Source organism: Streptomyces sp. NPDC019890 (assembly GCF_044903445.1).
In the GTDB taxonomy this organism is placed as follows: Bacteria; Actinomycetota; Actinomycetes; order Streptomycetales; family Streptomycetaceae; genus Streptomyces.
Genome location: NZ_JBJDQK010000002.1, coordinates 634,595 through 659,936 on the forward strand (window position 1 = coordinate 634,595; position 25,342 = coordinate 659,936).

The 25,342-nt window shown below is 69.8% G+C and carries 21 protein-coding genes; 13 read left to right on the forward strand and 8 right to left on the reverse strand.

The window, feature by feature from the left end; translation table 11 throughout:
* Nucleotides 1–63: 63 nt before the first annotated feature.
* The 6 genes from ACI2LP_RS07190 to ACI2LP_RS07215 all read right to left on the reverse strand — a co-directional run bounded on the left by ACI2LP_RS07190 (nt 64) and on the right by ACI2LP_RS07215 (nt 7,045).
* Nucleotides 64–1,554, reverse strand: a complete 1,491-nt coding sequence (locus tag ACI2LP_RS07190; RefSeq protein WP_404723530.1) for a UDP-N-acetylmuramoyl-L-alanyl-D-glutamate--2,6-diaminopimelate ligase — start codon at nt 1,552–1,554, stop codon at nt 64–66.
* A gap of 581 nt (nt 1,555–2,135) precedes the next feature.
* Nucleotides 2,136–2,558 (reverse strand): PIN domain nuclease, encoded by a 423-nt coding sequence (locus ACI2LP_RS07195; protein ID WP_404723531.1) that lies wholly within the window; start codon nt 2,556–2,558, stop codon nt 2,136–2,138.
* Nucleotides 2,555–2,764 (reverse strand): type II toxin-antitoxin system VapB family antitoxin, encoded by a 210-nt coding sequence (locus ACI2LP_RS07200; protein ID WP_404723532.1) that lies wholly within the window; start codon nt 2,762–2,764, stop codon nt 2,555–2,557. Before ACI2LP_RS07200 ends, ACI2LP_RS07195 begins: the two co-directional genes overlap by 4 nt.
* 120 nt (nt 2,765–2,884) lie before the next feature.
* The gene (locus ACI2LP_RS07205; RefSeq protein ID WP_404723533.1) at nt 2,885–4,567 is read right to left on the reverse strand and encodes a thiamine pyrophosphate-binding protein; all 1,683 of its coding nucleotides are present in this window, start codon (nt 4,565–4,567) and stop codon (nt 2,885–2,887) included.
* Entirely contained in the window at nt 4,564–5,532 is a 969-nt protein-coding gene (speB, locus tag ACI2LP_RS07210) for an agmatinase (RefSeq protein ID WP_360882833.1), read from the reverse strand. The genes ACI2LP_RS07205 and speB overlap by 4 nt, the downstream gene beginning before the upstream one ends.
* A 43-nt stretch (nt 5,533–5,575) precedes the next feature.
* Complete coding sequence (locus ACI2LP_RS07215; RefSeq protein ID WP_360882830.1) at nt 5,576–7,045, reverse strand: sodium:solute symporter; 1,470 nt, start codon at nt 7,043–7,045, stop codon at nt 5,576–5,578.
* Nucleotides 7,046–7,172: 127 nt separating this feature from the next.
* Between ACI2LP_RS07215 and ACI2LP_RS07220 the strand changes: the two genes are divergently transcribed.
* From ACI2LP_RS07220 to tesB, 3 genes are all read left to right on the forward strand, one after another.
* Entirely contained in the window at nt 7,173–8,636 is a 1,464-nt protein-coding gene (locus ACI2LP_RS07220) for a PucR family transcriptional regulator (protein ID WP_404723534.1), read from the forward strand.
* Nucleotides 8,637–8,746: 110 nt separating this feature from the next.
* Nucleotides 8,747–9,904 (forward strand): acyl-CoA dehydrogenase family protein, encoded by a 1,158-nt coding sequence (locus ACI2LP_RS07225; RefSeq protein WP_404723535.1) that lies wholly within the window; start codon nt 8,747–8,749, stop codon nt 9,902–9,904.
* A 31-nt stretch (nt 9,905–9,935) separates the two neighbouring features.
* A complete protein-coding gene (gene tesB / locus ACI2LP_RS07230; RefSeq protein ID WP_404723536.1) occupies nt 9,936–10,808 on the forward strand; it encodes an acyl-CoA thioesterase II in 873 nt (290 codons plus the stop codon).
* 48 nt (nt 10,809–10,856) lie between these two features.
* Here tesB and ACI2LP_RS07235 read toward each other — a convergent pair whose 3' ends face one another.
* Together ACI2LP_RS07235 and ACI2LP_RS07240 are read right to left on the reverse strand one after the other, a co-directional pair.
* Nucleotides 10,857–11,636 carry a phosphatase gene (locus tag ACI2LP_RS07235; RefSeq protein ID WP_404723537.1) on the reverse strand — a complete coding sequence of 260 codons (780 nt, stop codon included), beginning with the start codon at nt 11,634–11,636 and terminating at the stop codon, nt 10,857–10,859.
* A 101-nt stretch (nt 11,637–11,737) separates the two neighbouring features.
* Nucleotides 11,738–12,331 (reverse strand): TetR/AcrR family transcriptional regulator, encoded by a 594-nt coding sequence (locus ACI2LP_RS07240; protein WP_360872429.1) that lies wholly within the window; start codon nt 12,329–12,331, stop codon nt 11,738–11,740.
* Nucleotides 12,332–12,419: 88 nt separating this feature from the next.
* On the opposite strand from ACI2LP_RS07240, the gene ACI2LP_RS07245 reads away from it, so the two are divergent.
* The 10 genes from ACI2LP_RS07245 to ACI2LP_RS07290 all read left to right on the forward strand — a co-directional run bounded on the left by ACI2LP_RS07245 (nt 12,420) and on the right by ACI2LP_RS07290 (nt 25,326).
* Nucleotides 12,420–14,036: a carboxyl transferase domain-containing protein gene (locus ACI2LP_RS07245; protein WP_404723538.1), complete on the forward strand. Its 1,617-nt coding sequence runs from the start codon at nt 12,420–12,422 to the stop codon at nt 14,034–14,036.
* 14 nt (nt 14,037–14,050) lie between these two features.
* Nucleotides 14,051–15,994, forward strand: a complete 1,944-nt coding sequence (locus ACI2LP_RS07250) for an acetyl-CoA carboxylase biotin carboxylase subunit (RefSeq protein ID WP_404723539.1) — start codon at nt 14,051–14,053, stop codon at nt 15,992–15,994.
* Nucleotides 15,991–16,932 (forward strand): hydroxymethylglutaryl-CoA lyase, encoded by a 942-nt coding sequence (locus ACI2LP_RS07255; protein ID WP_404723540.1) that lies wholly within the window; start codon nt 15,991–15,993, stop codon nt 16,930–16,932. Before ACI2LP_RS07250 ends, ACI2LP_RS07255 begins: the two co-directional genes overlap by 4 nt.
* Before the next feature lie 2 nt (nt 16,933–16,934).
* Entirely contained in the window at nt 16,935–18,095 is a 1,161-nt protein-coding gene (locus tag ACI2LP_RS07260) for an acyl-CoA dehydrogenase family protein (protein ID WP_404723541.1), read from the forward strand.
* 195 nt (nt 18,096–18,290) lie between these two features.
* A complete protein-coding gene (locus ACI2LP_RS07265) occupies nt 18,291–19,316 on the forward strand; it encodes an ABC transporter substrate-binding protein (RefSeq protein ID WP_404723757.1) in 1,026 nt (341 codons plus the stop codon).
* Nucleotides 19,317–19,318: 2 nt separating this feature from the next.
* Entirely contained in the window at nt 19,319–20,194 is an 876-nt protein-coding gene (locus ACI2LP_RS07270; protein WP_404723542.1) for a siderophore-interacting protein, read from the forward strand.
* A gap of 117 nt (nt 20,195–20,311) precedes the next feature.
* A complete protein-coding gene (locus ACI2LP_RS07275) occupies nt 20,312–21,754 on the forward strand; it encodes a pyridoxal phosphate-dependent decarboxylase family protein (protein ID WP_404723543.1) in 1,443 nt (480 codons plus the stop codon).
* Nucleotides 21,738–23,021 carry a lysine N(6)-hydroxylase/L-ornithine N(5)-oxygenase family protein gene (locus tag ACI2LP_RS07280; protein ID WP_404723544.1) on the forward strand — a complete coding sequence of 428 codons (1,284 nt, stop codon included), beginning with the start codon at nt 21,738–21,740 and terminating at the stop codon, nt 23,019–23,021. Before ACI2LP_RS07275 ends, ACI2LP_RS07280 begins: the two co-directional genes overlap by 17 nt.
* The gene (locus tag ACI2LP_RS07285) at nt 23,018–23,548 is read left to right on the forward strand and encodes a GNAT family N-acetyltransferase (RefSeq protein WP_404723545.1); all 531 of its coding nucleotides are present in this window, start codon (nt 23,018–23,020) and stop codon (nt 23,546–23,548) included. The genes ACI2LP_RS07280 and ACI2LP_RS07285 overlap by 4 nt, the downstream gene beginning before the upstream one ends.
* A complete protein-coding gene (locus ACI2LP_RS07290) occupies nt 23,545–25,326 on the forward strand; it encodes an IucA/IucC family protein (protein ID WP_404723546.1) in 1,782 nt (593 codons plus the stop codon). The genes ACI2LP_RS07285 and ACI2LP_RS07290 overlap by 4 nt, the downstream gene beginning before the upstream one ends.
* Nucleotides 25,327–25,342 lie beyond the last annotated feature (16 nt).

Sequence of the window (25,342 nt, forward strand, 5' to 3'; positions counted from 1 at the left end):
ACGGTCTCGTGGTGAGCCGCACTCGGCGCCGCACTCGCCGCCGCGAACGGCGTCCGCCGCGTACTACTTCTGCGCGGCAGCGAGTTCGCGCACCGTCGCCATGTCGCTGAAAGGCAGCAGCTGTTCGCCGACGATCTGGAACGGCTCGCTGCCCTTCCCCGCGACGAGGACGATGTCGTCCCGCTCCGCGGCGGACAGCGCGAAGGCGATCGCCCGGCGGCGGTCGGAGAACCGCTCGAACCGGGTGCCGGTCGCCCTGAGACCCGGCGTGATCTGGTCCAGGATCGTCTCGGGGTCTTCGTTCCGCGGGTTGTCCGAGGTGAGGACGACAAGATCGGAGAGGGTCCCGGCGATCTCGCCCATCCGCGCGCGCTTGGTGATGTCCCGGTCGCCTCCGCAACCGAAGACGGTGATGACCCGGCCGGTGGCGAAGTCCCGGATGGCGCTGAGCACCTTGTCCAGGGAGTCGGGAGAGTGTGCGTAGTCCACGATCACGGACGTGCCGCGTGGAGTCTCGAAGCGTTCGAACCGCCCAGGGACCGGAGGCATCCGGTCGAGTGCCGCGACCAGCCCTGTCAGGTCGTACCCCAGGAGATGGCAGGCCGCCACGGTGGCCAGCGCGTTGGCCACCGAGAACCGGCCGGGGACGCGGATCGCCGCCGGGTACTTGCGTCCGGCGTGGTGGAGGGTGAAGCGCGTACCGAGGGCGTTCATGCTGAGGTCGGTCGCCCGGTAGTCGGCCTCGGCGTCGAGCGCGTACGTGGTGACCGCACCGGGCATCATCGCCCGGATGCCTGCTCCCACAGGGTCGTCCACATTGACCACCGCGCGTCGGCACAGCCCCTGGAACAGGCGCAGCTTGGCATCCCGGTAGTTCTCCATGGTGCCGTGGTCGTCCAAGTGGTCCTGGGTGAGGTTGGTGAAGATCCCCACGTCGAGGAAGGCGTGGTCCACGCGGTGGGTCAGCAAGCCCATGGACGTGGCCTCCAGGACCACGGTGCCCACCTCGCGGTCGCGCATGTGCCCCAGCAGGTACTGGAAGTCCGGCGACTCCGGTGTGGTCAGCACGGATCGCGGCATCGGGATCAGTTCGTCGCCGATCCGGCTGCCTGCCGTCCCGATCACGCCCACGCGTGCGCCCTCGGCGATGCGCAGCACGGACTCGACCATGTACGACACCGACGTCTTCCCGTTGGTACCGGTGACGGCCACCATGTCCATCTCCCGCCCGGGGTCGCCGTAGTAGCGGGAAGTGACGACCGCGGCCGCCTGCCGCGTGTCCGGCACCCGTACGACACACACTCCGGCGGCCGACGCCCACACGGCCGCCGGGAGATCGGGCACCGCCTCGTCGACGAGTATCGCCACGGCGCCACGCGCCAGAGCCGGTGCGACGAGCTCGGGGCCACCCTCACAGTGACCGGGCACCGCGATGAACAGCGAACCGGGCGAGACACGGTGGGCGTCGAAGCATGTTCCCGCGGTGATCCTCGTCTCCGGATCGCCCAGAAGGACCTCGTGGTCGTGCCCGGCCAGCAACTCACTCAACTTCACAGGGGTCCTCTCGAGGGTGCGGCTCAGCAGGCCGTCCAGCCGTCGCCGAGGGCGATGGCGACGGCACGCCGGGAAGCCGCGGGGGTGGTGCTCAGGAGACAGAAAAGTGGTGCGGTGTTCCGCAAACCGAAAAGAGGGCCTGGCAGCGCGGAGAAGCTCCACGGGCGGGGCACGGGCCGGGCAGGGCCCGTCGGGAACTGATCAGCCGTGGCCGTGCAAGGCGCGGCAGCGGGCCCCGGGGCCGGTGGTGCACAGCGCGCGAGGTGCCTGTCGCAGGCCCTCCCTCACCGCATGTGTGCAACCCATGGGTGGAGTGTACGTCCCACGGAGCGGCCCGGGCTCCGCGCTGCTGTCACCCCCGGGCGGACGGGGACGGTACGGCACTTCACCGTTCGCGTGACCTCAGGGACCTTGCGTCCCGCGGTTGCGCCGTCGATTCGCCCGACTACTAGCGGGCTCTGGCGCTGTACGACGAGGCGGTGACGGGCCTGCGGATGGCCATGCGCAGGGACATCGGCAGCGCGCCTTCCGCCTGGCTCGCAGTCCGCCGAACAGCGCGGGGCTGCGAGGCGGCAACCGCCTTACAGCGTGCCGGGCCGCGCCACCCACATCGTGGGCTGATTGGTCGCTCTGGCCACGGTCTCGAAGTCGGCGTCGTAGTGGAGCACGGTGAGTCCGGACAGCTCCGCGGTGGCTGCCACGAGCAGGTCCACCGGTCCGGCGCTGCGATGTTCGCCCCGCTGCGTCATCATCCGTTGCACGGTACGGGCCCGCTGGTATACGTCATCGGGTACGGGGATCCAGTTGAAGAGCTCGGCGAGGAGCTCCTCCTTGGCGATCCGGTCGCCCAGCGACTGGGCGGAGTAGAGCATCTCCATCTCGGTGATGTCACACAAGCCGATCACACCCTCGGCCAGATGCTCGCTCCAGCGCTCCCGCACCGCCTTGTTGGTCAGAATCCTGGCAGCGGCCGATGTGTCGATGAGGTGGGTGAGCGGACTCATCGACGGTAGTTGCTCTTGTCCAGCAGGACGTCGAAGTCGCCGCGCTCACCCATCTCGGCGAGTTCGTCGAGTGCGTTCAGCCGCCGTCGGCGCTTCGCCACTTCGAGCAGGGCGGCGTTGACGGTGTCCTTCTTCGTTGTGGTGCCCAGTATCGACGCGGCCTCGCTCAGTGCGTCGTCGTCGACTTCCACGTAGAGATTCGACACGGCATATCCTCCATAGGTCGTCGACATATGAAGCATATATCGGTCACCCGAGAAGGGCAAAGGCCTGGCCCCGCTGCCCAGGGGGATGGGGCAGCGGGGCCAGGGATTCAGAGCGACGGCTCAGGCGTGCGTCGCGGCGAACATCCGTAGAAGTGCCGGGAGCACGACCACCGACGGACCCGGCTCCATGAGCGCCTTGCCCAGGTCTTCCGTCAGGGACTCCGGAGTCGTGCGGACCGCCGGCACCCCGAAGGACTCCGCCAGTGCCACGAAGTCCGGGCGGGACAGTTCCGTCGCCGTCGCCTCGCCGAACGCGTCCTCCATGTACTCGCGCAGGATGCCGTAGCCGCCGTCGTCCACGATCAGCCAGGTGACCGGGAGGTCGTACTGGCGAGCCGTAGCCAGCTCCGCGATCGAGTACATCGCGCCGCCGTCGCCCGAGACCGCGAGGACCGGGCGGGAGCGGTCCGCCGCCGCCGCGCCCAGGGCCGCCGGGAAGCCGTAGCCGAGGCCGCCCGCGCCCTGGGCCGAGTGCATGGTGTTCGGGTGGCGGGCGTCGAAGGCCGACCAGGCCCAGTAGGCCAGGATCGTCATGTCCCAGAAGCTCGGCGAATCGTCGGGCAGGGCCTCCCGGACGGACGCGAGCACCTGCTGTTCCAGGGTGAGGGACTGGGCGTCGATGCGGGCTCGGACCTGGGACAGGACCGTGCGTACGGATTCCGCCGCCGACTCGTCGGAGCGCTCCTCCACCGTCTCCAGCAGCGCCGACAGCGCGAGCCGCGCGTCCGCGTGGATGCCGAGGCCCGGGTGGTTGGACTCCAGCTTGCCCGCGTCCGCCTCGATCTGGATGACCCGGCCGCGTGGCGCGAACGTGTGGTAGTTCGAGGACAGTTCGCCGAGGCCCGAGCCGACGACCAGCAGTACGTCCGCGGACTCGAGGAAGTCCGTGGTGTGGCGGTCCTCGAGCCAGGACTGCAGTGAGAGCGGGTGCTCCCACGGGAACGCGCCCTTGCCGCCGAAGGTCGTGACGACCGGGGCGTGAAGCTTCTCCGCGAGCGCCAGCAGCTTGCCGGAGGCGTCGGAGCGTACGACTCCGCCGCCCGCGATGATCGCCGGACGGGTGGCACGGGACAGCAAGTCGGCGGCCACCGCGGTCAGTTCGGGGCGCGGGACGACCTCGTGCGGGGTCGCGTCCATCGCCGTGACGACCGGCAGTGTCGTCTCCGCCAGCAGGACGTCCTGGGGGATCTCCACCCACACCGGTCCGTGCGGGGCCGTCAGTGCCGACTGCCACGCCGCCGCGATCGCCGACGGGATCTGGGACTGCGTGCGGGCCGTGTGGACCGACTTCACCACATCCCTGAACGACGCCTGCTGGTCGCGCAGTTCGTGAAGGTAGCCGTGCCGGCCGCCGCCGAGACCGGCGGTCGGAACCTGACTGCCGATCGCGAGCACGGGCGCCGAAGCCGCCGCCGACTCCTGGAGTGCGGCCAGCGACATCAGCGCACCCGGGCCGGTGGAGAGCAGCAGCGGGGCCACTTCACCCGTCACTCGGCCGTACGCGTCGGCCGCGAAGCCCGCGTTGTTCTCGACGCGCAGTCCGACGTACTCCAGCTGCGAGCGGCGCAGCGCGTCGAACATGCCGAGCGCGTGCTGGCCGGGGAGGCCGAAGACGGTGGTCGCGCCCAGGCCGGCCAGGGTCTCGACGACGAGATCGCCGCCGTTGCGGCCGGGCGGAGGGGACAGCGCAGCCGTCGTCTGGGCCTGGGTCGGACGCAGTACGAGGTCGTGGTCGTGCGTCACTTGGCGCGGCCCTCCGCGATCTGGCGGGACATGATGGTCGTCAGCTCGTACGCCGTGTGCGACGCCGCGACCGAGGTGATCTCGGCGTGGTCGTACGCCGGCGCGACCTCGACGACATCCGCCGAGACCAGGTTGCAGGAGGCCAGACCGCGCAGAATCTCCAGCAGCTCGCGGGAGGTCATGCCGCCCGCCTCGGGGGTGCCGGTGCCCGGGGCGTGGGCCGGGTCGAGACAGTCGATGTCGATGGAGATGTAGAGCGGGCGGTCACCGATGCGCTGGCGCAGCTGGTCGGCGACCTCGTCGGCGCCCCGGCGGTAGACGTCGGAGGAGGTGACGATGCCGAAGCCCATCTTCTCGTCGTCGGTCAGGTCCTGCTTGCCGTACAGCGGGCCGCGGATGCCCACATGGGACAGGGCGGAGGTGTCGAGGATGCCCTCTTCGACGGCCCGCCTGAAGGGAGTTCCATGGGTGTACTCCGCGCCGAAGTACGTGTCCCAGGTGTCCAGGTGCGCGTCGAAGTGCAGCAGCGCGACGGGGCCGTGCTTCTTGGCCACCGAGCGCAGCAGCGGCAGCGCGATGGTGTGGTCGCCGCCGAGCGTCATCATCCGCGCGCCGGTGCCGAGCAGGTCGTCGGCCGCGGCCTCGATCGTCTCGACGGCCTCGTTGATGTTGAACGGGTTCGCGGCTATGTCACCCGCGTCCGCGACCTGCGCGAGCGCGAAGGGCGAGGCGTCCTGCGCCGGGTTGTACGGGCGCAGGAGCCTCGACGCCTCGCGGATGGCGTTACCGCCGAAGCGCGCGCCGGGACGGTAGGAGACCCCGGCGTCGAAGGGAACACCGACCACGGCGACGTCGGCGCGGCCGACCTCGTCCAGCCGGGGCAGCCGGGCGAACGTCGCGGGTCCGGCGTACCGCGGAATACGGGACGAGTCGATCGGGCCGCGCGGCTGCTCGTTGCTGCTCATGTGAATTGCCTTCTTTCGTACGCTTCGTTGCGGTAATTCGACTTTAGCTCGGGACAGCCACAGGCTCGGCCGCGGCCTCTTCGTCCTCGGTGGACCGGCCCGCCAGGCGCTCGCGCCAGTTGGCCAGGATCGCGGGGTCCGTCGGCCTGGTCGCCAGAGAGACGATCACGTACGCCGCCAGCGACAGCAGCAGGCCGTAGTAGACGGGCTCGTTGGCGAGGATCCCGTACGACGCCATCAGGCCGATGACCGCGACGCCACCGACGACCACCGAGGCGAGCGCGCCGTACACGGTGCCGCGCTTCCACAGCAGGCCGCCCAGGATGGGCACCAGCAGACCGCCGACGAGCAGGTTGTACGCGACGGTGAGGGCCTCGATGACGTTGTTGAGCGCGATGGCGATACAGATCACCGCGACACCCATGATCAGGATGAAGGCGCGGTTGCCCTTCACCTCGTCGTGGTCGTCACCGCGCCGGGACGTGAGACCGCGCAGCCGCGACCAGATGTCGTTGTTGGCGACGGTGGCACAGGCGATGAGCGCGCCGGAGGACGTGGACATGACGGCGGCGAGGGCCGCGGCGAGCACCAGACCGCGCACACCGATGGGCAGTTCGTCCTTGACGATGGTGGCGAAGGCGTCGTCGGCGTTGGACAGCTTCGGGTAGAGGACCCGGGCGGCGGTGCCGATGACGGCGCCGGCCAGGGCGTAGACGAGGCAGTACGTGCCGGCGACCGTGCCGCCGTAGCTCGCGACCTTGTCGCTGCGCGCCGTGAACACCCGCTGCCAGATGTCCTGGCCGATCAGCATGCCGAAGGTGTAGATCAGGACGTACGTGAAGATCGTCTCGCCGCCGATGCCGAGGGGAGAGAAGTACTCGGTGGGCAGCTGCGCCTTCATCTCGGCGAAGCCGCCGGCCTTGACGACCGCGATCGGCAGCAGGAGCAGGAGCACACCGACCGTCTTCACGACGAACTGCACCATGTCGGTGAGGGTGATCGACCACATGCCGCCGAGGGTCGAGTACGCGACGACGATGGCGCCGCCGAGGATGATCGAGGCGGTGCGGTTGATGTCGAAGAGGACGTCGAAGATGGTGGCGTAGGCGATGGTCGAGGTGACCGCGAGCATCAGCGTGTACGCCCACATCACGACGCCCGAGATGAGACCGGCCTTGCCGCCGTAGCGCAGGTCGAGCATCTCGGAGACGGTGTACACCTTGAGGCGGGCGATGCGGGCCGAGAAGAAGATGCTCAGCGCCAGCAGGCCGAGGCCGATGGTGAAGACCATCCAGGCACCCGAAAGGCCGTACTTGTAGCCGAGGCCCACGCCGCCGATGGTGGAGGCGCCGCCGAGGACGATGGCGGCCATGGTGCCGGAGTACATCGTGGGGCCGAGGCGACGGCCCGCGACCAGGAACTCGCTCTTGGTCTTGGCGCGGCGCATGCCCCACCAGCCCATGCCGAGCATGCCGGCCAGATAGACAACGATCACTGCGTAGTCGACAGCCATCGGCTTTCCTTCCGTCTCGTCCCCCGGGGTTCTCAGGTCTTGTTGTCTGACGACGCTAGGTGGCCGGAAAGAAACGCTGAAGTGTACGTTTCATCCATTGTCAATACCGCCTATGGATGGACTGTCCATGCCGGAGACCACCGCAGCCCCACCCACCCCACCGATCCCCCTCGTCGCACTGCTCGCCCGCGAGGATCTGGGCCTGCGGCAGATCGCCGGGCCGGTGGAGGCGGGCGCGGCGGTGCACATGGTGCACACCTCCGAGATGGAGGATCCCTATCCGTATCTGCTCGGCGGGGAGCTGCTGCTGAGCGCCGGGGTGCTGCTGAAGGACCCCGACAGATATGTGTCACGCATCGTGCAGGCGGGCGCGGCGGCGCTGGGATTCGGGCTCGCGCCGGTGCACGACACGGTGCCCGCGGCCCTGATCGAGGCATGCGACCGGCATGGGCTGCCGCTGCTGGAGGTGCCGCCGCAGACCACCTTCACGGCGGTGGCACGGGCGGTGTGGCGGCTGATGGCCGAGGCACGCCACCGGGAACTGCGCCGGGTGACCCAGGCCCAGCAGGGCCTCGCCGCGGCGGCGGCCCGCCCGGACCCGGTCCCGGCGGTCCTGCACCAACTGGCGTCCCGCCTGGAAGGCCAGGCGGTCCTGCTGGGGCCGGACGCCACGGAACTGTCCACGGCGGGCCGCGCGCCCGTCCCGGAGGCGGGGGCGGCGCTGGCGCGCCTGGCGCGCGTGGTGAACCCGCCGTCGGGCAACCCGCCGGGCGGGGCGGAAGGGCCGGCGCCCGCGTCCGCCAGTGACAGCATCCCCGGGGCGCATCTCGCCGCATACGCACTCGGGGGCAGCCAGGGGTTCACCCTCGGGCTTGCCACCCCGGCGCGGGAGGCCGGCGATCACACCGTCGCCGGGGTCGCCGTCGTGCTGCTCTCGCTGCTGACCGCGCCCCACCAGGGCGCCGACGGCACCGGGCGCAGCGCCGCACTCGTACGGCTGCTGCTGGGGGCCGGGGCCGACGAGGCCGCGCGGCTGCTCGGGGCCGAGCGGTGGACCGTCGTACACGCGCGTGGCGGTCGCGGCACCCGCTTGGACGCGTCCGCGCTCGGCGCCGCGCTCGGCAGCGCGCTCGTCGACCCCGCCGACGACGGGACCGTACGCATCCTGCTGCCGGCCGACCACGAGGTCACCCCGCAGCCCGGCTGGATCATGGGCGTCAGCGCCCCCGTGAGCCCGCAGGAACTTCCGGCCGCCGACACCCAGGCGGCCAGAGCCGTCCACCGCGCCGCGGCCACCCGTACCGACCTGGTCAGACACCGCGGCACCTCGCTCTCGGCACTGCTTTCCCCTCAGGAGGCCGCTGCCCACGCCCGCCTGCGCCTGGCCCCCCTCGCGGACTCCCCCGCCCTGCTCGACACGCTGCGCAACTGGCTTTCGCTGCACGGCAGTTGGGATCGCACTGCCGCCGCGATGGAGGTCCACCGCAACACCGTCCGCCAGCGCATCGCGCGCTGCGCGACGCTGCTGGAGGAGGACCTGGACGATCCGGACGTACGGATGGAGCTGTGGTTCGCGCTGCGCTCGCTGTGACGCGGACGACCACTCAGGACCCTGGACAGCACTTGCGACCGCCGGGTAACTTAGGACTGAGCAAGCGCTTAGACAGCGCAGCGTACCCACACAGTCACGAGGAGGCGTCCGTGCGCCGTACCGTTTTCAACGAGGACCACGAGGCGTTCCGCGAGACCATACGCGCCTTCATCGAGGCCGAGGTCGCGCCCGTCTACGACGAGTGGTTCGCGGCCGGCCAGGCGCCCCGGGACTTCTACTACAAGCTCGGTGAGCTGGGCATCTTCGGCATCAACGTCCCCGAGGAATTCGGTGGCGCAGGCCTGGACACGCACAAGTTCGAGGCCGTGCTCTACGAGGAGACCTCGCGCGCGGGCGTCAACTTCGGCGGCTCCGGCGTACACGTGCTGCTCGCTCTCCCCTACATCAAGTTGCTCGCCACCGACGAGCAGAAGAAGAACTACCTGCCGAAGTTCGTCACCGGCGAGGAGATGTGGGCCCTGGCGATGACCGAGCCGGGCACCGGCTCCGACGTCGCGGGCATGAAGACCACCGCCAAGCTCTCGGAGGACGGCACGCACTACGTCCTCAACGGCGCCAAGACCTTCATCACCGGTGGTGTGCACGCCGACCGCGTGATCGTGTGCGCCCGCACCTCCGCCCCGCGCGAGGACGACCGCCGCTTCGGCATCTCGCTGTTCGCGGTGGACACCAAGTCGGCGGGCTACTCGGTCGGCCGCAAGCTGGACAAGCTCGGCCTGCGCACCTCCGACACCGCCGAGCTGGCCTTCGTTGACGTCAAGGTCCCGGTCGAGGACCTGCTCGGCGAGGAGAACAAGGGCTTCTACTACCTCGGCCAGAACCTGCCCTCCGAGCGCTGGGGCATCGCCTTCGGCGCGTACGCGCAGGCCAAGGCCGCCGTCCGGTTCGCCCAGCAGTACGTGCAGGAGCGCACCGTCTTCGGCAAGCCGGTCGCGTCGTTCCAGAACACCAAGTTCGAGCTGGCCGCCTGCCAGGCCGAGGTGGACGCCGCCGAGGCCGTCGCCGACCGTGCCCTGGAGGCGCTGGACGCGGGCGAGCTGTCCGCCGCCGAGGCCGCGTCCGCGAAGCTGTTCTGCACCGAGGTCGCACACCGCGTCATCGACAAGTGCCTTCAGCTGCACGGCGGTTACGGCTACATGAACGAGTACCCGATCGCCCGGCTGTACGCCGACAACCGCGTCAACCGCATCTACGGCGGCACCAGCGAGGTCATGAAGTCGATCATCGCGAAGTCCATGGGTCTGTAGGGCAGTTGAGTAGTTCAACTACCTTCACTCCATGAGCTCAGCACTTGACGCCCTGCTCGATCTGCTCGACCTCGAGCGGATCGAGCAGGACATCTTCCGGGGGCGGTCGCGCTCCGCCGTCGTACCGCGCGTCTTCGGCGGCCAGGTCGCCGCGCAGGCGCTGGTCGCCGCGGGCCGCACCGTCCCCGAGGACCGCACGGCCCACTCCCTGCACGCGTACTTCCTGCGCATGGGCGACCCCGGGGCGCCGATCGTCTACACGGTCGACCGCATCCGCGACGGCCGTTCCTTCACCACGCGCCGGGTCGTCGCCGTCCAGCACGGCCAGCCGATCTTCCATCTCTCGGCGTCCTTCCAGACGTACGAGGAGGGCCTGGAGCACCAGGCGGCGATGCCGTCCGCGCCGACTCCGGAGACGCTGCCGACCGCGGCCGAGATGCTGCCGCGGTACGCCGACCGCTTCGCCGACCCCCGCATGGTGGACCGGATGCTCGAGTCGCGGGCCGCGGTCGATCTGCGCTATGTGGACACCCCTCCCTTCGGCGACTTCGGACAGCCTCGCGAGCCGCGCTCGCAGGTGTGGTTCCGTACGAACGGCAAGCTTGCCGACGACCCCCTGCTGCACGTCTGCCTCGCCACATACGTCTCCGACATGACGCTGCTCGACTCGGTCCTGCTGGCACACGGGCGCGGCGGCTGGGCCGTCGGCGACGTGGTGGGCGCGTCGCTGGACCACGCGATGTGGTTCCACCGGCCCTTCAGGGCGGACGAATGGCTGCTGTACGACCAGGAGTCGCCGTCGGCGTCCGGCGGCCGGGGCCTGGGACAGGCCCGGATCTACACGCAGGACGGGCGTCTTGCGATCACGGTCATCCAGGAGGGCGTGGTCCGCGTCCCCCGCTGACGGGTCGACGCGTCCCCCGCCGACGGGCCGGACGAGCCCGCCGATGGGTCAGACGAGCCCCGCCGCGTCCAGCAGATAGGCCGTCATCGGGTCGTAGAAGCGCGGGTCCGTGACATGGTCGTCCAGCGGGACGGTCACCTGGAGGGTGCCCTCCGCCTCGCCGATGAACAGCGCCGGGTCGTTGCTGTCCGCGTACCCGACGGAGTCCAGGCCGCGCTGCCCCGCGCACCCGGCCCAGCCGTGGTCGGCGACCACGAGGTCGGGTTGGGGTCTGCCGTCCCGCTCCAGGCCGTCCAGGATCGCGGCCATGGGGGCCGGGGAATGCGTGTGCCACAGGGTCGCACCGCGCTCCAGCATCGCGACGTCCGCGAACTGGAAGACCATGCCCTCGTCCGCCGTGAGCCCGCCCGGAATCCGTACGATCTCGCACCCGGCTGCCCGCAGCGCGTCGGCCGTCTGCCGGTGCACGTCCAGCAGCCCGCCCGGATGCCCGGTCGCGAACAGCACCCGCTCCTGCCCGGCGGCGGCCTTGCGCAGCCGCGCGGCGAGCCGCTCCAGCGCGTCGACGGTCAGCTCCGGGTCGATGGTGTCCTGACCGCTCCGGTGTTCGGGGTCGTCGCTGACCCCGCACCGCTCGGCCATGACTGCCAGCACGTCCTGCTCATCGGTCCAGCGGTCCCCGAGCTCCAGGCCGAGCCAGTAGTGGCGGTCGCCGTTGGCGAGCTTGCGGTAGTGGGAGAGGTTGTTGTCGCGGGGGGTGGCGACGTCTCCGGCGATACGTGAGCGGACAAGGTGATCGACAAGGGCGGCACGGCTGGGTATCGGCATGCAGCCCATTGTGCCGTCAGGTGCCCCGCCGGCACCCGTCGTCCCGAACCCTGGACGTGTCGCGCGCGGACCTGCACCGGGCCACGGGCGGAACCCGGCCGTCAGCCGGTGAGCGAGGCGAACGCCCCGTGCGCCAGACGGCGCAGCAGCGTCTCCGTCGCCGCGCGGCCCGGCAGGCCGCTGCCGTACGAGCCCAGGTGCGGCGTCGAGTTGAGCAGGCCGAAGACCGCGTGGACCGCCGCGCGGGCTTCCGATTCCGCGACGTCCGGGTGCAGGTCACGGACGGCCGTGACCCACAGTTCGACGTACTGCCGCTGCAGCTGCCGCACCAGCTTGCGGTCGCTGTCCCGCAGGCGGTCCAGCTCCCGGTCGTGCAGGGTGATCAGTGGACGGTCGTCGAGCGCGAAGTCGATGTGGCCGTCGATGAGGGCGGCCAGCAGCACCTCGGGGTCGGCCGCCGCCTCCTCGACCCGCAGCCGGCCGCCGCTCAGCAGGCGCTCGCTGATGCCCACGAGCAGTTCCGCGAGCATCGCGTCCTTGCCCGGGAAATGGCGGTACAGACCCGGGCCGCTGATACCGACCGCGGCTCCTATCTCGTCGACGCCCACGCCGTGGAAGCCGCGCTCGGCGAAGAGGCGCGCGGCCTCCTTGAGGATCTGCTCGCGTCGCGTCGGTGCAGCGGTCCTGGTGCTCATGAGAATTCATTCTAGACAGAGGTGTTAGCGGTCGTTAACCTAGATGAAACACGTTAACGCTCATTAACCGAGCAAGGGAGCTCGAGCGATGCAGCAGGCACCTGTGCTGGCGAGCGCGGCAGATCCCGCCTCCCCGGCCTGGCAGGCCAATGAGGCGGCGCACCAGGAACTGGCCGACGCCCTGCGCGCCAAGCTCGCCGCGGCCCGCGAGGGCGGCGGCGAGAAGGCCCGCGCGCGCCACACCGCGCGCGGAAAGCTGCTGCCGCGCGACCGCGTGGACACCCTCCTCGACCCGGGCTCGCCCTTCCTGGAGCTGGCGCCCCTCGCGGCCGAGGGGATGTACGGGGGCCAGGCCCCGGCGGCAGGCGTCATCGCGGGCATCGGCCGGGTCAGCGGCCGCGAGGTGGTCGTCGTCGCCAACGACGCCACCGTCAAGGGCGGGACGTACTACCCGATGACGGTCAAGAAGCATCTGCGCGCCCAGGAGGTGGCGCTGGAGAACCGCCTGCCGTGCGTCTATCTCGTCGACTCCGGCGGCGCCTTCCTGCCCATGCAGGACGAGGTCTTCCCCGACCGCGAGCACTTCGGGCGGATCTTCTACAACCAGGCCCGGATGTCCGGCGCCGGCATCCCCCAGATCGCCGCGGTCCTCGGCTCCTGCACGGCCGGCGGGGCGTATGTCCCGGCGATGAGCGACGAGGCCGTCATCGTGCGCAACCAGGGCACGATCTTCCTCGGCGGCCCGCCCCTGGTGAAGGCCGCGACCGGCGAGGTCGTCACGGCCGAGGAGCTGGGCGGCGGCGAGGTCCACTCCCGTATCTCCGGGGTCACCGACCATCTCGCCGAGGACGACGCCCACGCGCTGCGGATCGTACGGAACATCGTGGCGACGCTCCCCGCGCGCGGCCCGCTGCCCTGGTCGGTCGAGCCGGCCGAGGAGCCCAAGGTCGACCCCGCCGGTCTTTACGGCGCGGTGCCGGTGGACTCCCGCACCCCCTATGACGTGCGTGAGGTGATCGCCCGGGTCGTGGACGGCTCCCGGTTCCAGGAGTTCAAGGCCGAGTTCGGACAGACGCTGATCACCGGCTTCGCCCGCATCCACGGCCACCCGGTCGGCATCGTCGCCAACAACGGCATCCTGTTCTCCGAATCCGCCCAGAAGGGCGCGCACTTCATCGAACTGTGCGACCAGCGCGGCATCCCGCTGCTCTTCCTGCAGAACATCTCGGGCTTCATGGTCGGCCGGGACTACGAGGCGGGCGGCATCGCCAAGCACGGCGCCAAGATGGTCACGGCGGTGGCCTGCACGCGCGTGCCGAAGCTGACGGTCGTCATCGGCGGTTCGTACGGTGCGGGGAACTACTCGATGTGCGGCCGGGCGTACTCCCCGCGCTTCCTGTGGATGTGGCCCAACGCCAAGATCTCGGTGATGGGCGGCGAGCAGGCCGCCTCGGTGCTGGCCACGGTGAAGCGCGACCAGCTGGAGGGCCGCGGCGAGGAGTGGTCCGCGGAGGACGAAGAGGCCTTCAAGAGCCCGATCCGGGCGCAGTACGAGTCCCAGGGCAATGCGTACTACGCGACGGCCCGGCTCTGGGACGACGGTGTGATCGACCCGCTGGAGACCCGCCAGGTGCTCGGCCTCGCGCTCACGGCCTGCGCCAATGCCCCGTTGACCGACCCCGCCTTCGGCGTCTTCCGGATGTGAGACGGACCATGACGATGTTCAGCACAGTCCTTGTCGCCAACCGGGGCGAGATCGCGGTGCGCGTCATCCGCACGCTGCGCGCGATGGGCGTCCGCTCGGTCGCCGTCTTCAGCGACGCGGACGCGGATGCCCGGCATGTACGGGAGGCGGACACCGCGGTCCGCATCGGCCCCGCACCCGCGGCCGAGAGCTATCTCTCGGTGGAACGCCTGCTGGAGGCCGCCGCACGCACGGGCGCGGAAGCGGTCCACCCGGGCTATGGCTTCCTCGCGGAGAACGCGGGCTTCGCGCAGGCCTGCGCGGATGCGGGCCTGGTCTTCATCGGCCCGTCCGCCGAAGCCATCTCTCTGATGGGCGACAAGATCCGCGCGAAGGAGACGGTGCGGGCTGCTGGTGTGCCCGTGGTGCCCGGCTCCTCGGGATCGGGCCTGACCGACGATCAACTGGCCGATGCCGCCCGTGAGATCGGCATGCCGGTGCTGCTGAAGCCGTCGGCGGGCGGCGGCGGCAAGGGCATGCGGCTCACCCGGGTCGAGTCGGCGCTGCTCGAGGAGATCGCGGCGGCCCGCCGCGAGGCGCGCGCCTCCTTCGGCGACGACACGCTGCTCGTGGAGCGGTGGATCGACCGGCCCCGGCACATCGAGATCCAGGTCCTGGCGGACGGCCACGGCCATGTGGTCCATCTCGGCGAGCGCGAATGCTCGTTGCAGCGCCGCCACCAGAAGATCATCGAGGAGGCGCCGTCCGTCCTGCTCGACGAGAAGACCCGCGCCGCGATGGGCGAGGCGGCGGTGCAGGCGGCCCGCTCGTGCGGTTACCGGGGCGCGGGCACGGTCGAGTTCATCGTCCCGGGCAATGACCCGTCCGCGTATTTCTTCATGGAGATGAACACCCGCCTTCAGGTCGAGCACCCGGTGACGGAACTCATCACCGGTCTCGACCTGGTGGAGTGGCAGCTGCGGGTCGCGGCGGGCGAGCAACTGCCGTTCGCACAGGACGACATCACGCTCTCGGGCCATGCGATCGAGGCCCGTATCTGCGCGGAGGACCCGGCGCGGGGCTTTCTGCCCTCCGGCGGCACGGTGCTCGCGCTGCACGAGCCGCAGGACGACGGTGTGCGCACCGACTCCGGGCTCACCGAGGGCACGGAGGTCGGCAGCCTGTACGACCCGATGCTGTCGAAGGTCATCGCGTACGGCCCGGACCGCGGGACGGCACTGCGCCGACTGCGGGCGGCCCTCGCGGACACGGTCACCCTCGGCGTCCCGACGAACGCGGGCTTCCTGCGCCGGCTGCTGGCCCATCCGGCGGTGGTCTCGGGCGACTTGGACACGGGGCTGGTGGAGCGCGAGGGGCCGGGCCTGGTGCCGGGGGGTGTACCGGACGAGGTGTACGAGGCCGCCGCGGCGGTGCGTTTCGCGGAACTGGCTCCGCAGGGGGGCGCGGGCTGGACCGACCCCTTCTCCGTGCCGAGCGGCTGGCGCATGGGCGGCCTGCCGGTCCCCGTCACCCACTGGTTCCGAGTACCGGGACTCGAACCCGTGACATACGAGGCAAAGGACCGCAGCAGCCACCGGGTCGAGAACGAACGGGTGTCGGTGACCCTCGGCGGCGTGGTGCACACATTCTGGCGGGCGGGGAGCTGGCTCGGGCGGGACGGCGACAGCTGGCACGTCCTGGACCACGACCCCGTCGAGGCGAGCCTCACCGGCGCCGCGCGGGCCGGTGTGGACACGCTCGCCGCGCCCATGCCCGGCACCGTCACCGTCGTCAAGGTCGGCGTCGGGGACGAGGTCGACGCGGGCCAGAGCCTGCTCGTCGTCGAGGCGATGAAGATGGAGCACGTCATCTCCGCCCCGCACGCCGGCACCGTCACCGAGCTCGACGTCACACCCGGCACGACCGTCGCCATGGACCAGGTCCTGGCGGTCGTCACCCCGAGGGAGGAGGAGGCATGACCGACGGGCTGCCCATGGAGGTCCCCGCGCAGGATCTGCCGCCCCGCGTCCGTATCCACGAGGTCGGCGCCCGCGACGGGCTGCAGAACGAGCAGGCGGTGGTACCCACCGAGATCAAGGCCGAGTTCGTCCACCGGCTCGCCGACGCCGGGCTGACCACGATCGAGGCGACCAGCTTTGTGCACCCCAAGTGGGTGCCCCAACTCGCCGACGCCGAGCAGCTGTTCCCCCTCCTCGGCGACATCGGGGGCGTCGCCCTGCCCGTCCTCGTGCCCAACGAACGCGGCCTGGAGCGGGCCACCGCCCTCGGCGCGCGCCGGATCGCCGTGTTCGGGTCCGCGACCGAGACCTTCGCGCAGCGCAATCTCAACCGCAGCGTCGACGAGTCGCTCGCCATGTTCGAGCCGGTCGTCGCCAAGGCGCGCGCCGACAAGATCCATGTCCGCGGCTATCTCTCCATGTGCTTCGGCGACCCGTGGGAGGGCCCGGTCCCGGTTCACCAGGTCGTACGGGTCGCCAAGCAGCTCATGGATCTCGGCTGCGACGAGCTGAGCCTCGGCGACACCATCGGCGTGGCCACGCCCGGTCATGTGCTGGCCCTTCTCGCGCAGCTCAACGAGGAGGGCGTGCCCACCAGCGCCATCGGTGTGCACTTCCACGACACCTACGGCCAGGCCCTCGCCAACACGCTCGCCGCGCTCCAGCACGGGGTGAGAACCGTGGACGCCTCCGCGGGCGGCCTCGGTGGCTGCCCGTATGCGAAGAGCGCGACCGGAAACCTCGCCACCGAAGACCTCGTGTGGATGCTCGACGGCCTCGGCATCGAGACCGGGGTCGACCTCGGCCGGCTCACCGCCACCAGCGTGTGGATGGCCGAACAGCTGGGTCGTCCCAGCCCCTCCCGCACCGTACGTGCCCTCTCCCACAAGGAGTCGTAGCAATGTCGCTCGACCATCGCCTCACCCCTGAACACGAGGAACTGCGCCGCACCGTCGAGGCGTTCGCACACGACGTCGTCGCGCCGAAGATCGGCGACTTCTACGAGCGCCATGAGTTCCCGTACGAGATCGTCCGCGAGATGGGCCGCATGGGCCTGTTCGGACTGCCCTTCCCCGAGGAGTACGGCGGCATGGGCGGCGACTACCTCGCTCTCGGCATCGCCCTGGAGGAGCTGGCCCGCGTCGACTCGTCCGTCGCGATCACCCTGGAGGCGGGTGTCTCGCTGGGCGCGATGCCCGTGTACCGCTTCGGCACCGAGGAGCAGAAGCTTCAGTGGCTGCCCCGGCTCTGCTCGGGCGAGCTGCTCGGCGCGTTCGGGCTGACCGAGCCCGGCGCCGGCTCGGACGCGGGCGGTACGCGGACGACGGCCGTCCGCGACGGCGACGAGTGGGTGATCAACGGCTCGAAGTGCTTCATCACCAACTCCGGCACGGACATCACCGGACTGGTCACAGTCACCGCGGTCACCGGTCGCACCCCCGAGGGCAAGCCGCTGATCTCCTCGATCATCGTCCCGTCCGGCACCCCCGGCTTCACGGTCGCGGCCCCGTACTCCAAGGTCGGGTGGAATGCCTCGGACACGCGGGAGCTGTCCTTCGACGACGTGCGGGTGCCGCTGGCAAATCTGCTGGGCGAAGAGGGCCGTGGATACGCCCAGTTCCTGCGCATCCTCGACGAGGGCCGGATCGCCATCTCGGCGCTGGCGACCGGGCTGGCGCAAGGCTGTGTGGACGAGTCCGTGAAGTACGCCAAGGAGCGGCACGCGTTCGGCCGGCCGATCGGTGACAACCAGGCCATCCAGTTCAAGCTCGCCGACATGGAGATGCGGGCGCACATGGCCAGGGTCGGCTGGCGGGACGCGGCCTCGCGTCTGGTGCTCGGCGAGCCGTTCAAGAAGGAGGCGGCACTCGCCAAGCTGTACTCCTCCACGGTCGCGGTGGACAACGCCCGGGAGGCCACCCAGATCCACGGCGGCTACGGCTTCATGAACGAGTACCCGGTGGCCAGGATGTGGCGCGACTCCAAGATTCTGGAGATCGGCGAGGGCACCAGCGAGGTGCAAAGGATGCTGATCGCCAGGGAGTTGGGCCTGACCGGCTGAGACCGCCGAGGGGCTGATACGGCCCGAGGGCAGGAACGGGGACGGCCGGCTTCGGGTCGTCCCCGTTCCGGGTTCGGTCCCCGACCACCGGACGTGCTCGGTTGCCGGCTGCCCACTGGACAGCAGGTGAGGTTAGGCTAACCTATCCTCGAACTGCCAGTGGCCGAACCGGCACGTACGAAAGCGGACATCATCATGCCCAACGCCCGCCCCTCCCATCCCACCCGCCGCGGCGTGCTCGCCGCGGGCAGCGCCCTCGGGCTCGGCGCCGTGCTGGCCGCCTGCGGCAGCGGGGACACCAAGGACGGCACGGGCAAGTCTGCCGAGAAGTCCGGCCCCTGGTCCTTCAAGGACGACCGCGGCACGGACGTGAAGCTGAAGTCCACGCCGAAGAACATCGTCGCCTTCACCGGCACCGCCGCCGCCCTCCATGACTACGGCGTCGAGGTCAAGGGGGTGTTCGGCCCGACCAAAACCAAGGACGACAAGCCCGACGTCCAGGCCGGCGACCTCGACATCACCAAGGTCACCATCCTCGGCAACGTCTACGGCACGTTCAACATCGAGCAGTACGCGGCGCTCAACCCCGAGCTGCTCATCACCAACATGTGGGCCAAGGACGACCCGTGGTACGTCCCGCCGCAGTCCAAGAACAAGATCATGAAGCTGGCCCCCAGCGTTCTGCTGTGGGCGGCCGAGACCACGATGGCCAAGGCCCTGCAGCGCCACGCGGAGCTTGCCGAGTCGCTCGGCGGTGACGTCAAGGGCAAGAAGGCGGCCGATGCCAAGGCCCGCTTCGAGAAGGCCGCGGCCCGGCTGCGCGCCGCCGCCAAGGCCCGTCCGGACATCAAGGTGCTGATCGGATCCGGCAGCCAGGACCTGTTCTATGTCTCCGTGCCGAAGATGTCCGCCGACACCCTGTACTTCCAGGAGCTGGGCGTGAAATTCGTCGAGCCCAAGCCGAACGCACAGGGCTTCTTCGAGGAGCTCAGCTGGGAGAACGCCGGCAAGTACGGCGCCGACCTCATCATCCTGGACAACCGCACCGGAACCCTGCAGCCCGACTCGCTCAAGTCCAAGCCGACCTGGGCCGGGCTGCCCGCCGTCAAGGCGGGGCAGGTCATCCCGCGCGTCACCGAGCCGATCTACTCCTACGACAAGTGCGCGCCGATCCTCGAGGACCTGGCCAAGGCCATCGAGACCGCGAAGAAGGTCGCCTGACCATGACGACGACGGTCGAGCTCGCCCCGTTCCGCTTCTTCGACCTGCAGGTTGTACGGACCAGGCGGCTCGGCCCGTCCATGGTCCGCATCACTTTCGCGGGAGAGGACCTCAAGGACTTCGCCGCCGGAGGCCGCGACCAGTCCCTCTCGCTGTTTCTGCCGCAACCGGGCCAGCAGGCCCCGGTCGTGCCCGTGGACGCGGGCGACGGCAGTGCGATATTCGCGGCCTGGCGCGCGCTGCCCGACGACGTACGGGCCGTGATGCGCTCGTACACCGTGCGGGAGCAGCGCCGGGACCCCGATGAGGTCGACATCGACTTCGCGCTCCACACTGCGACATCAGCCGCTGACGCGGCGGGCGTCGGGCCCGCCTGCCGCTGGGCCCAACAGGCCGCGCCCGGGCACCGCGTGATGGTGCTCGGCCCCGCGATCGCCGACAACACCGCCGTACGCTTCCGGCCGCCCGAGGACACCGACTGGGTGCTGATCTGGGCCGACGAGACGGCCCTGCCGGCCGCCGCGGCGATCCTGGAGTGGCTGCCCGCCGGGACGCAGGCCCGGGTCTGGCTGGAGGTGCCGCACGCCGCGGACCGCCAGGACCTGAAGACGGCGGCGGACGCCCGCATCACCTGGCTCGTACGGGACGAAGGCGCGCCTTCCGCCCTGGAGGCGGTCAGCGGGGCCGAGTTGCCCGAAGGCACTCCGTACGCCTGGATCGCGGGCGAGTCTGGCAGCGTGAAGGCGCTGCGCCGTCATCTGGTGCGCGAGCGTGAACTCGACCGCCGCCGCGTCACGTTCGTCGGCTACTGGCGGCGCGGTGTGAGCGAGGACGGCCTGCGCGAGGAAGCCGCGACAGAAGAGTCCTCCGACATGTGAACCACGGCAGGAGCGCCGTGCCCCGAGGGGGCGAGGGTCCACTGGTGAAGTAACTTAGGTTAGGCTAACCTTACTTCACGCCCCTCGCCCCCCTCGCTTGTCCGGAGGACATTTGCCATGCGCTCGCACCTGCTCAATGACGTAACGGCGGAGAGCTACCGGCGCTCCGTGACCGAAGGAGTCGAGCGGGTGGCGAACCGACTCGCCACAACCCGGCGGCCGTTCACCGGCGTGAGTGCCGACGACCTCGCTCCGGTGATCTCCGCGGTCGACCTCGACCAGCCGCTCGGCGACGCCTCCGCCGCCCTCGACGAGCTGGAGCGGGTCTATCTGCAGGACGCCGTCTACTTCCACCACCCCCGCTACCTCGGCCACCTCAACTGCCCGGTCGTCATCCCGGCCGTCCTCGGCGAGGCGGTGCTCTCCGCGGTCAACTCCTCGCTCGACACCTGGGACCAGAGCGCCGGCGGCACCCTCATCGAGCGCCGCCTCATCGACTGGACCGCGCAGCGCATCGGCCTCGGCGCCGCCGCCGACGGCGTCTTCACCAGCGGCGGCACCCAGTCCAACCTCCAGGCGCTGCTGCTCGCCCGCGAGGAGGCCAAGACGGCGGACCTCGGAAAACTGCGCATCTTCACCTCCGAGTGCAGCCACTTCAGCGTGCAGAAGTCGGCGACCCTGCTCGGCCTCGGCCGTGAGGCCGTCGTCTCGATCCCGGTCGACCGCAACAAGCGGATGCAGACCGTCACACTCGCCGCCGAGCTGGCGCGCTGCTCGCGCGAGGGCCTGGTCCCGATGGCGGTCGTGGCAACCGCCGGCACCACCGACTTCGGCTCCATCGACCCGCTGCCCGAGATCGCCGAGCTGGCGGAGCAGTACGGGACCTGGATGCATGTGGACGCCGCGTTCGGCTGCGGGCTGCTGGCCTCCCCCAGCCGCCGCCATCTCCTGGACGGCATCGAGCACGCCGACTCGGTCACCGTCGACTACCACAAGTCCTTCTTCCAGCCGGTGAGTTCGTCCGCCGTGCTGGTGCGGGACGCGGCCACGCTCGGCCATGCCACATACCACGCGGACTACCTCAACCCGCGGCGCACCATCGAGGAAGGCATCCCCAACCAGGTCGACAAGTCCCTGCAGACCACACGCCGCTTCGACGCGCTGAAGCTGTGGATGACGCTGCGCGTGATGGGCGCGGACGGCGTCGGGCAGCTCTTCGACGAGGTGTGCGACCTGGCCGGGGCGGGCTGGGAGCTGCTGGCTGCCGACCCGCGCTACGAGGTGGTCGTCCAGCCGCAGCTGTCGACGCTGGTCTACCGCTACATCCCCGAGGCCGTCACCAGCCCCACGCTGATCGACCGGGCCAATCTTTATGCCCGCAAGGCGCTGTTCGCGTCCGGTGAGGCGGTGGTGGCCGGGACGAAGGTCGGCGGCCGCCAGTACCTGAAGTTCACCCTGCTCAACCCCGAGACGACGACCGAAGACATCGCCGCCGTACTCGATCTGATCGCCGGCCACGCCGAGCAGTACCTGGGAGAGAACCTTGTCCACGCCTCTTGAGCCCCGTGAGTCTCTTGAGCCCCTCGATTTCATCGGCATCGGGCTCGGGCCCTTCAACCTCGGCCTCGCCTGCCTGACCGAGCCGATCGACGAACTGGACGGCCTCTTCCTGGAGTCCAAGCCGGACTTCGAGTGGCACTCGGGCATGTTCCTGGAAGGCGCTCACCTCCAGACGCCGTTCATGTCGGACCTGGTCACCCTCGCCGACCCCACGTCCCCGTACTCCTTCCTCAACTATCTGAAGGAATCCGGACGGCTGTACTCCTTCTACATCCGCGAGAACTTCTATCCGCTGCGGACCGAGTACAACGACTACTGCCGCTGGGCCGCCGCCAAACTGAGCTCCGTCCGCTTCAGCACGACGGTCGAACGGGTCGAGTACGAGAACGAGCTGTACGTCGTCCACACCACGGCCGGCGAGCGGTTCCGCGCCCGCCGCCTCGTCCTGGGCACCGGCACCCCGCCGTACATACCCGAGTCCTGCCAGGGCCTCGGCGGCGACTTCCTGCACAACTCGCGCTACCTCGACCACAAGGAGGCGCTCCAGCAGAAGGAGTCGATCACCCTCGTCGGCAGCGGGCAGAGCGCCGCGGAGATCTACTACGACCTGCTCTCCGAGATCGACGTGCACGGCTACCGGCTCAACTGGGTCACGCGCTCCCCGCGGTTCTTCCCGCTGGAGTACACCAAGCTGACGCTGGAGATGACGTCTCCGGAGTACATCGACTACTTCCACGCGCTGCCCGAGGCCACCCGCTACCGCCTGGAGTCGCAGCAGAAGGGCCTGTTCAAGGGCATCGACGGGGAGCTGATCGACTCGATCTTCGATCTGCTCTACCAGAAGAACCTCAAGGGTCCCGTCCCGACCAGACTGCTGACCAACTCGGCTCTGCACAGTGCGACTTACCAGGCAGGGCTCTACACCCTGGGGCTGCGCCAGGAGGAGCAGGGCAAGGACTTCGAGCTGCAGACCTCCGGCCTGATCCTGGCCACCGGCTACAGATACGTCACCCCGCAGTTTCTCCAGCCGGTGCGCGACCGGATCCGCTGGGACGGGCAGGGCCGCTTCGACGTCGCCCGCAACTACACGATCGACACGGCCGGACGCGAGATCTTCCTGCAGAACGCGGGCGTGCACACGCACTCCATCACCTCGCCCGACCTGGGCATGGGCGCGTACCGCAACGCCTACATCATCGGCGAGCTGCTGGGCCGCGAGTACTACCCCGTCGAAAAGTCCATCGCGTTCCAGGAGTTCTCGGTATGACCTTCACTGTCCGCCCCCTCGACCCTTTTGCCGACGCCCAGCTGGTGCACGGGTGGGTCACCCACCCCAAGGCCGCCTTCTGGCTGATGCAGGACGCCAAACTGGAGGACGTCGAGCGCGAGTACATGGCGATCACCGCCCATGAGCACCACGACGCCTTCATCGGGCTGAAGGACGGAGTGCCCGTCTTCCTGATGGAGCGCTACAACCCGGCGGAGGTGGAGCTGAAGGGTCTGTACGACGCCCAGCCCGGCGATGTCGGGATGCACTTCCTGGTCGCGCCGACCGACACCCCCGTGCACGGCTTCACCCGCGCCGTGATCACCGCGGTGATGGAGACGCTGTTCGCCGACCCGGCCACCGAGCGTGTCGTCGTCGAACCGGACGTGCGCAACAAGGCCGTGCACGCGCTCAACGAGGCCGTCGGCTTCGTACCCGCACGAGAGATCAAGAAGCCGGAGAAGGACGCCCTGCTGAGCTTCTGCACCCGCGCCCAGTTCGAGACAGCACGAGGAGTGACGGCATGACCCTGTCCGGCGCCGTATCGCATCTGACGCCCGAGCTGTGGGAGAAGGCCAACCGGCTGCTCATACGCAAGGCGCTGGCGGAGTTCTCGCACGAGCGGCTGCTGGTCCCGGAGTCCCTCGGCGAGGACCACTACCGGGTCCTCAGCGACGACTCCGCCACCGAATACCGTTTCACCGCACGCCGGTTCGCGCTCGACCACTGGCAGGTTCCCGCCGACTCCATCACCCGGCACCGGGACGGCGAGTACCAGCCCCTGGACGCGCTGGACTTCTTCATCGAGCTGCGCACCTCGCTCGGCCTGAGCGAGACGATCCTGCCGGTCTATCTGGAGGAGATCTCCTCCACGCTCTCCGGCACCGCGTACAAACTGGCCAAGAAGCCGGTGACATCCGCCGAACTGGCCACGGCCGGGTTCCAGGCCATCGAGACGGGCATGACCGAAGGCCACCCCTGCTTCGTCGCCAACAACGGCCGGCTCGGCTTCGGGGTGCACGAATACCTCTCGTACGCCCCCGAGACGGCCGCCGAGGTCCGCCTGGTGTGGCTCGCCGCCCACCGCGACCGCGCCACCTTCACATCGGGCGCCGGACTGGACTACGACTCGCTGGTGCGGGCCGAACTCGGCGAGGCGGCCCTGGCCCGCTTCGGCGGACAGCTGGGCGCGCTGGGCCTCGACCTCGCCGACTACTTCCTGCTGCCCGTCCACCCCTGGCAGTGGTGGAACAAGATCTCCGTCACCTTCGCCGCCGAGGTCGCCCAGCGGCGTCTGGTCTGCCTGGGCACGGGCGACGACGAGTATCTGGCGCAGCAGTCGATCCGCACCTTCTTCAATACGAGCGACCCGGCGAAGCACTACGTCAAGACCGCGCTGTCCGTCCTCAACATGGGCTTCATGCGCGGCCTTTCGGCCGCGTACATGGAGGCGACCCCGGCGATCAACGACTGGCTCGCGGGCCTGATCGAGCGCGACGACGTCCTCAGGGCGGCCCGCTTCTCGATCATCAAGGAGCGGGCGGCGATCGGCTACCACCACCGCCAGTACGAGCGGGCGACCGACCGCTACTCCCCTTACCGCAAAATGCTCGCCGCGCTGTGGCGGGAGAGCCCGGTGCCGCAGCTGTCGGAGGGCGAGCGGCTGGCGACCATGGCATCGCTGCTGCATGTGGACCACGAGGGCGCGTCGTTCGCGGGCGCGCTGATCGACGAGTCGGGCCTGGGCCCTGTGGAGTGGCTGCGTGGCTATCTGGACGCGTACCTCACGCCCGTACTGCACAGCTTCTACGCGTACGACCTGGTCTTCATGCCGCACGGCGAGAACGTCATCCTCGTCATCGGCGAGGACGGCACGGTCCAGCGGGCGATCTTCAAGGACATCGCCGAGGAGATAGCGGTGATGGACCCGGACGCGGTGCTGCCACCGGCGGTCGAGCGGATCCGCGCGGACGTGCCCGAACCGATGAAGCTGCTGTCGATCCTGACGGACGTCTTCGACTGCTTCTTCCGCTTCCTGGGAGCGGTGCTGGTGTCGGAGGGGCGGCTGGACGAGGAGACGTTCTGGCGGACGGTGGCGGAGAGCGTCCGCGGGTACCAGGAGTCGGTGCCGCATCTCGCGGACAAGTTCAGTCAGTACGACATGTTCGCGGACGAGTTCGCGCTCTCCTGCCTGAACCGGCTCCAGCTGCGCAACAACGAGCAGATGGTGGACCTGGCGGATCCGTCGGGCGCGCTGCAACTGGTCGGCACGCTGGAGAACCCGATCGCGCGGTTCGCGCACTGAGCGGGGCGGGGCTCCG

Excerpts from the sequence above, each read along its gene's own strand:
- ACI2LP_RS07195 (WP_404723531.1), bottom strand. The coding sequence starts at position 2,558 with ATGAGTCCGCTCACCCACCTCATCGACACATCGGCCGCTGCCAGGATT.
- speB (WP_360882833.1), bottom strand. The coding sequence starts at position 5,532 with ATGAGCAGCAACGAGCAGCCGCGCGGCCCGATCGACTCGTCCCGTATT.
- ACI2LP_RS07215 (WP_360882830.1), bottom strand. The coding sequence starts at position 7,045 with ATGGCTGTCGACTACGCAGTGATCGTTGTCTATCTGGCCGGCATGCTC.
- ACI2LP_RS07220 (WP_404723534.1), top strand. The coding sequence starts at position 7,173 with ATGCCGGAGACCACCGCAGCCCCACCCACCCCACCGATCCCCCTCGTC.
- tesB (WP_404723536.1), top strand. The coding sequence starts at position 9,936 with ATGAGCTCAGCACTTGACGCCCTGCTCGATCTGCTCGACCTCGAGCGG.
- ACI2LP_RS07235 (WP_404723537.1), bottom strand. The coding sequence starts at position 11,636 with ATGCCGATACCCAGCCGTGCCGCCCTTGTCGATCACCTTGTCCGCTCA.
- ACI2LP_RS07240 (WP_360872429.1), bottom strand. The coding sequence starts at position 12,331 with ATGAGCACCAGGACCGCTGCACCGACGCGACGCGAGCAGATCCTCAAG.
- ACI2LP_RS07245 (WP_404723538.1), top strand. The coding sequence starts at position 12,420 with ATGCAGCAGGCACCTGTGCTGGCGAGCGCGGCAGATCCCGCCTCCCCG.
- ACI2LP_RS07250 (WP_404723539.1), top strand. The coding sequence starts at position 14,051 with ATGTTCAGCACAGTCCTTGTCGCCAACCGGGGCGAGATCGCGGTGCGC.
- ACI2LP_RS07255 (WP_404723540.1), top strand. The coding sequence starts at position 15,991 with ATGACCGACGGGCTGCCCATGGAGGTCCCCGCGCAGGATCTGCCGCCC.
- ACI2LP_RS07260 (WP_404723541.1), top strand. The coding sequence starts at position 16,935 with ATGTCGCTCGACCATCGCCTCACCCCTGAACACGAGGAACTGCGCCGC.
- ACI2LP_RS07265 (WP_404723757.1), top strand. The coding sequence starts at position 18,291 with ATGCCCAACGCCCGCCCCTCCCATCCCACCCGCCGCGGCGTGCTCGCC.
- ACI2LP_RS07270 (WP_404723542.1), top strand. The coding sequence starts at position 19,319 with ATGACGACGACGGTCGAGCTCGCCCCGTTCCGCTTCTTCGACCTGCAG.
- ACI2LP_RS07275 (WP_404723543.1), top strand. The coding sequence starts at position 20,312 with ATGCGCTCGCACCTGCTCAATGACGTAACGGCGGAGAGCTACCGGCGC.
- ACI2LP_RS07285 (WP_404723545.1), top strand. The coding sequence starts at position 23,018 with ATGACCTTCACTGTCCGCCCCCTCGACCCTTTTGCCGACGCCCAGCTG.
- ACI2LP_RS07290 (WP_404723546.1), top strand. The coding sequence starts at position 23,545 with ATGACCCTGTCCGGCGCCGTATCGCATCTGACGCCCGAGCTGTGGGAG.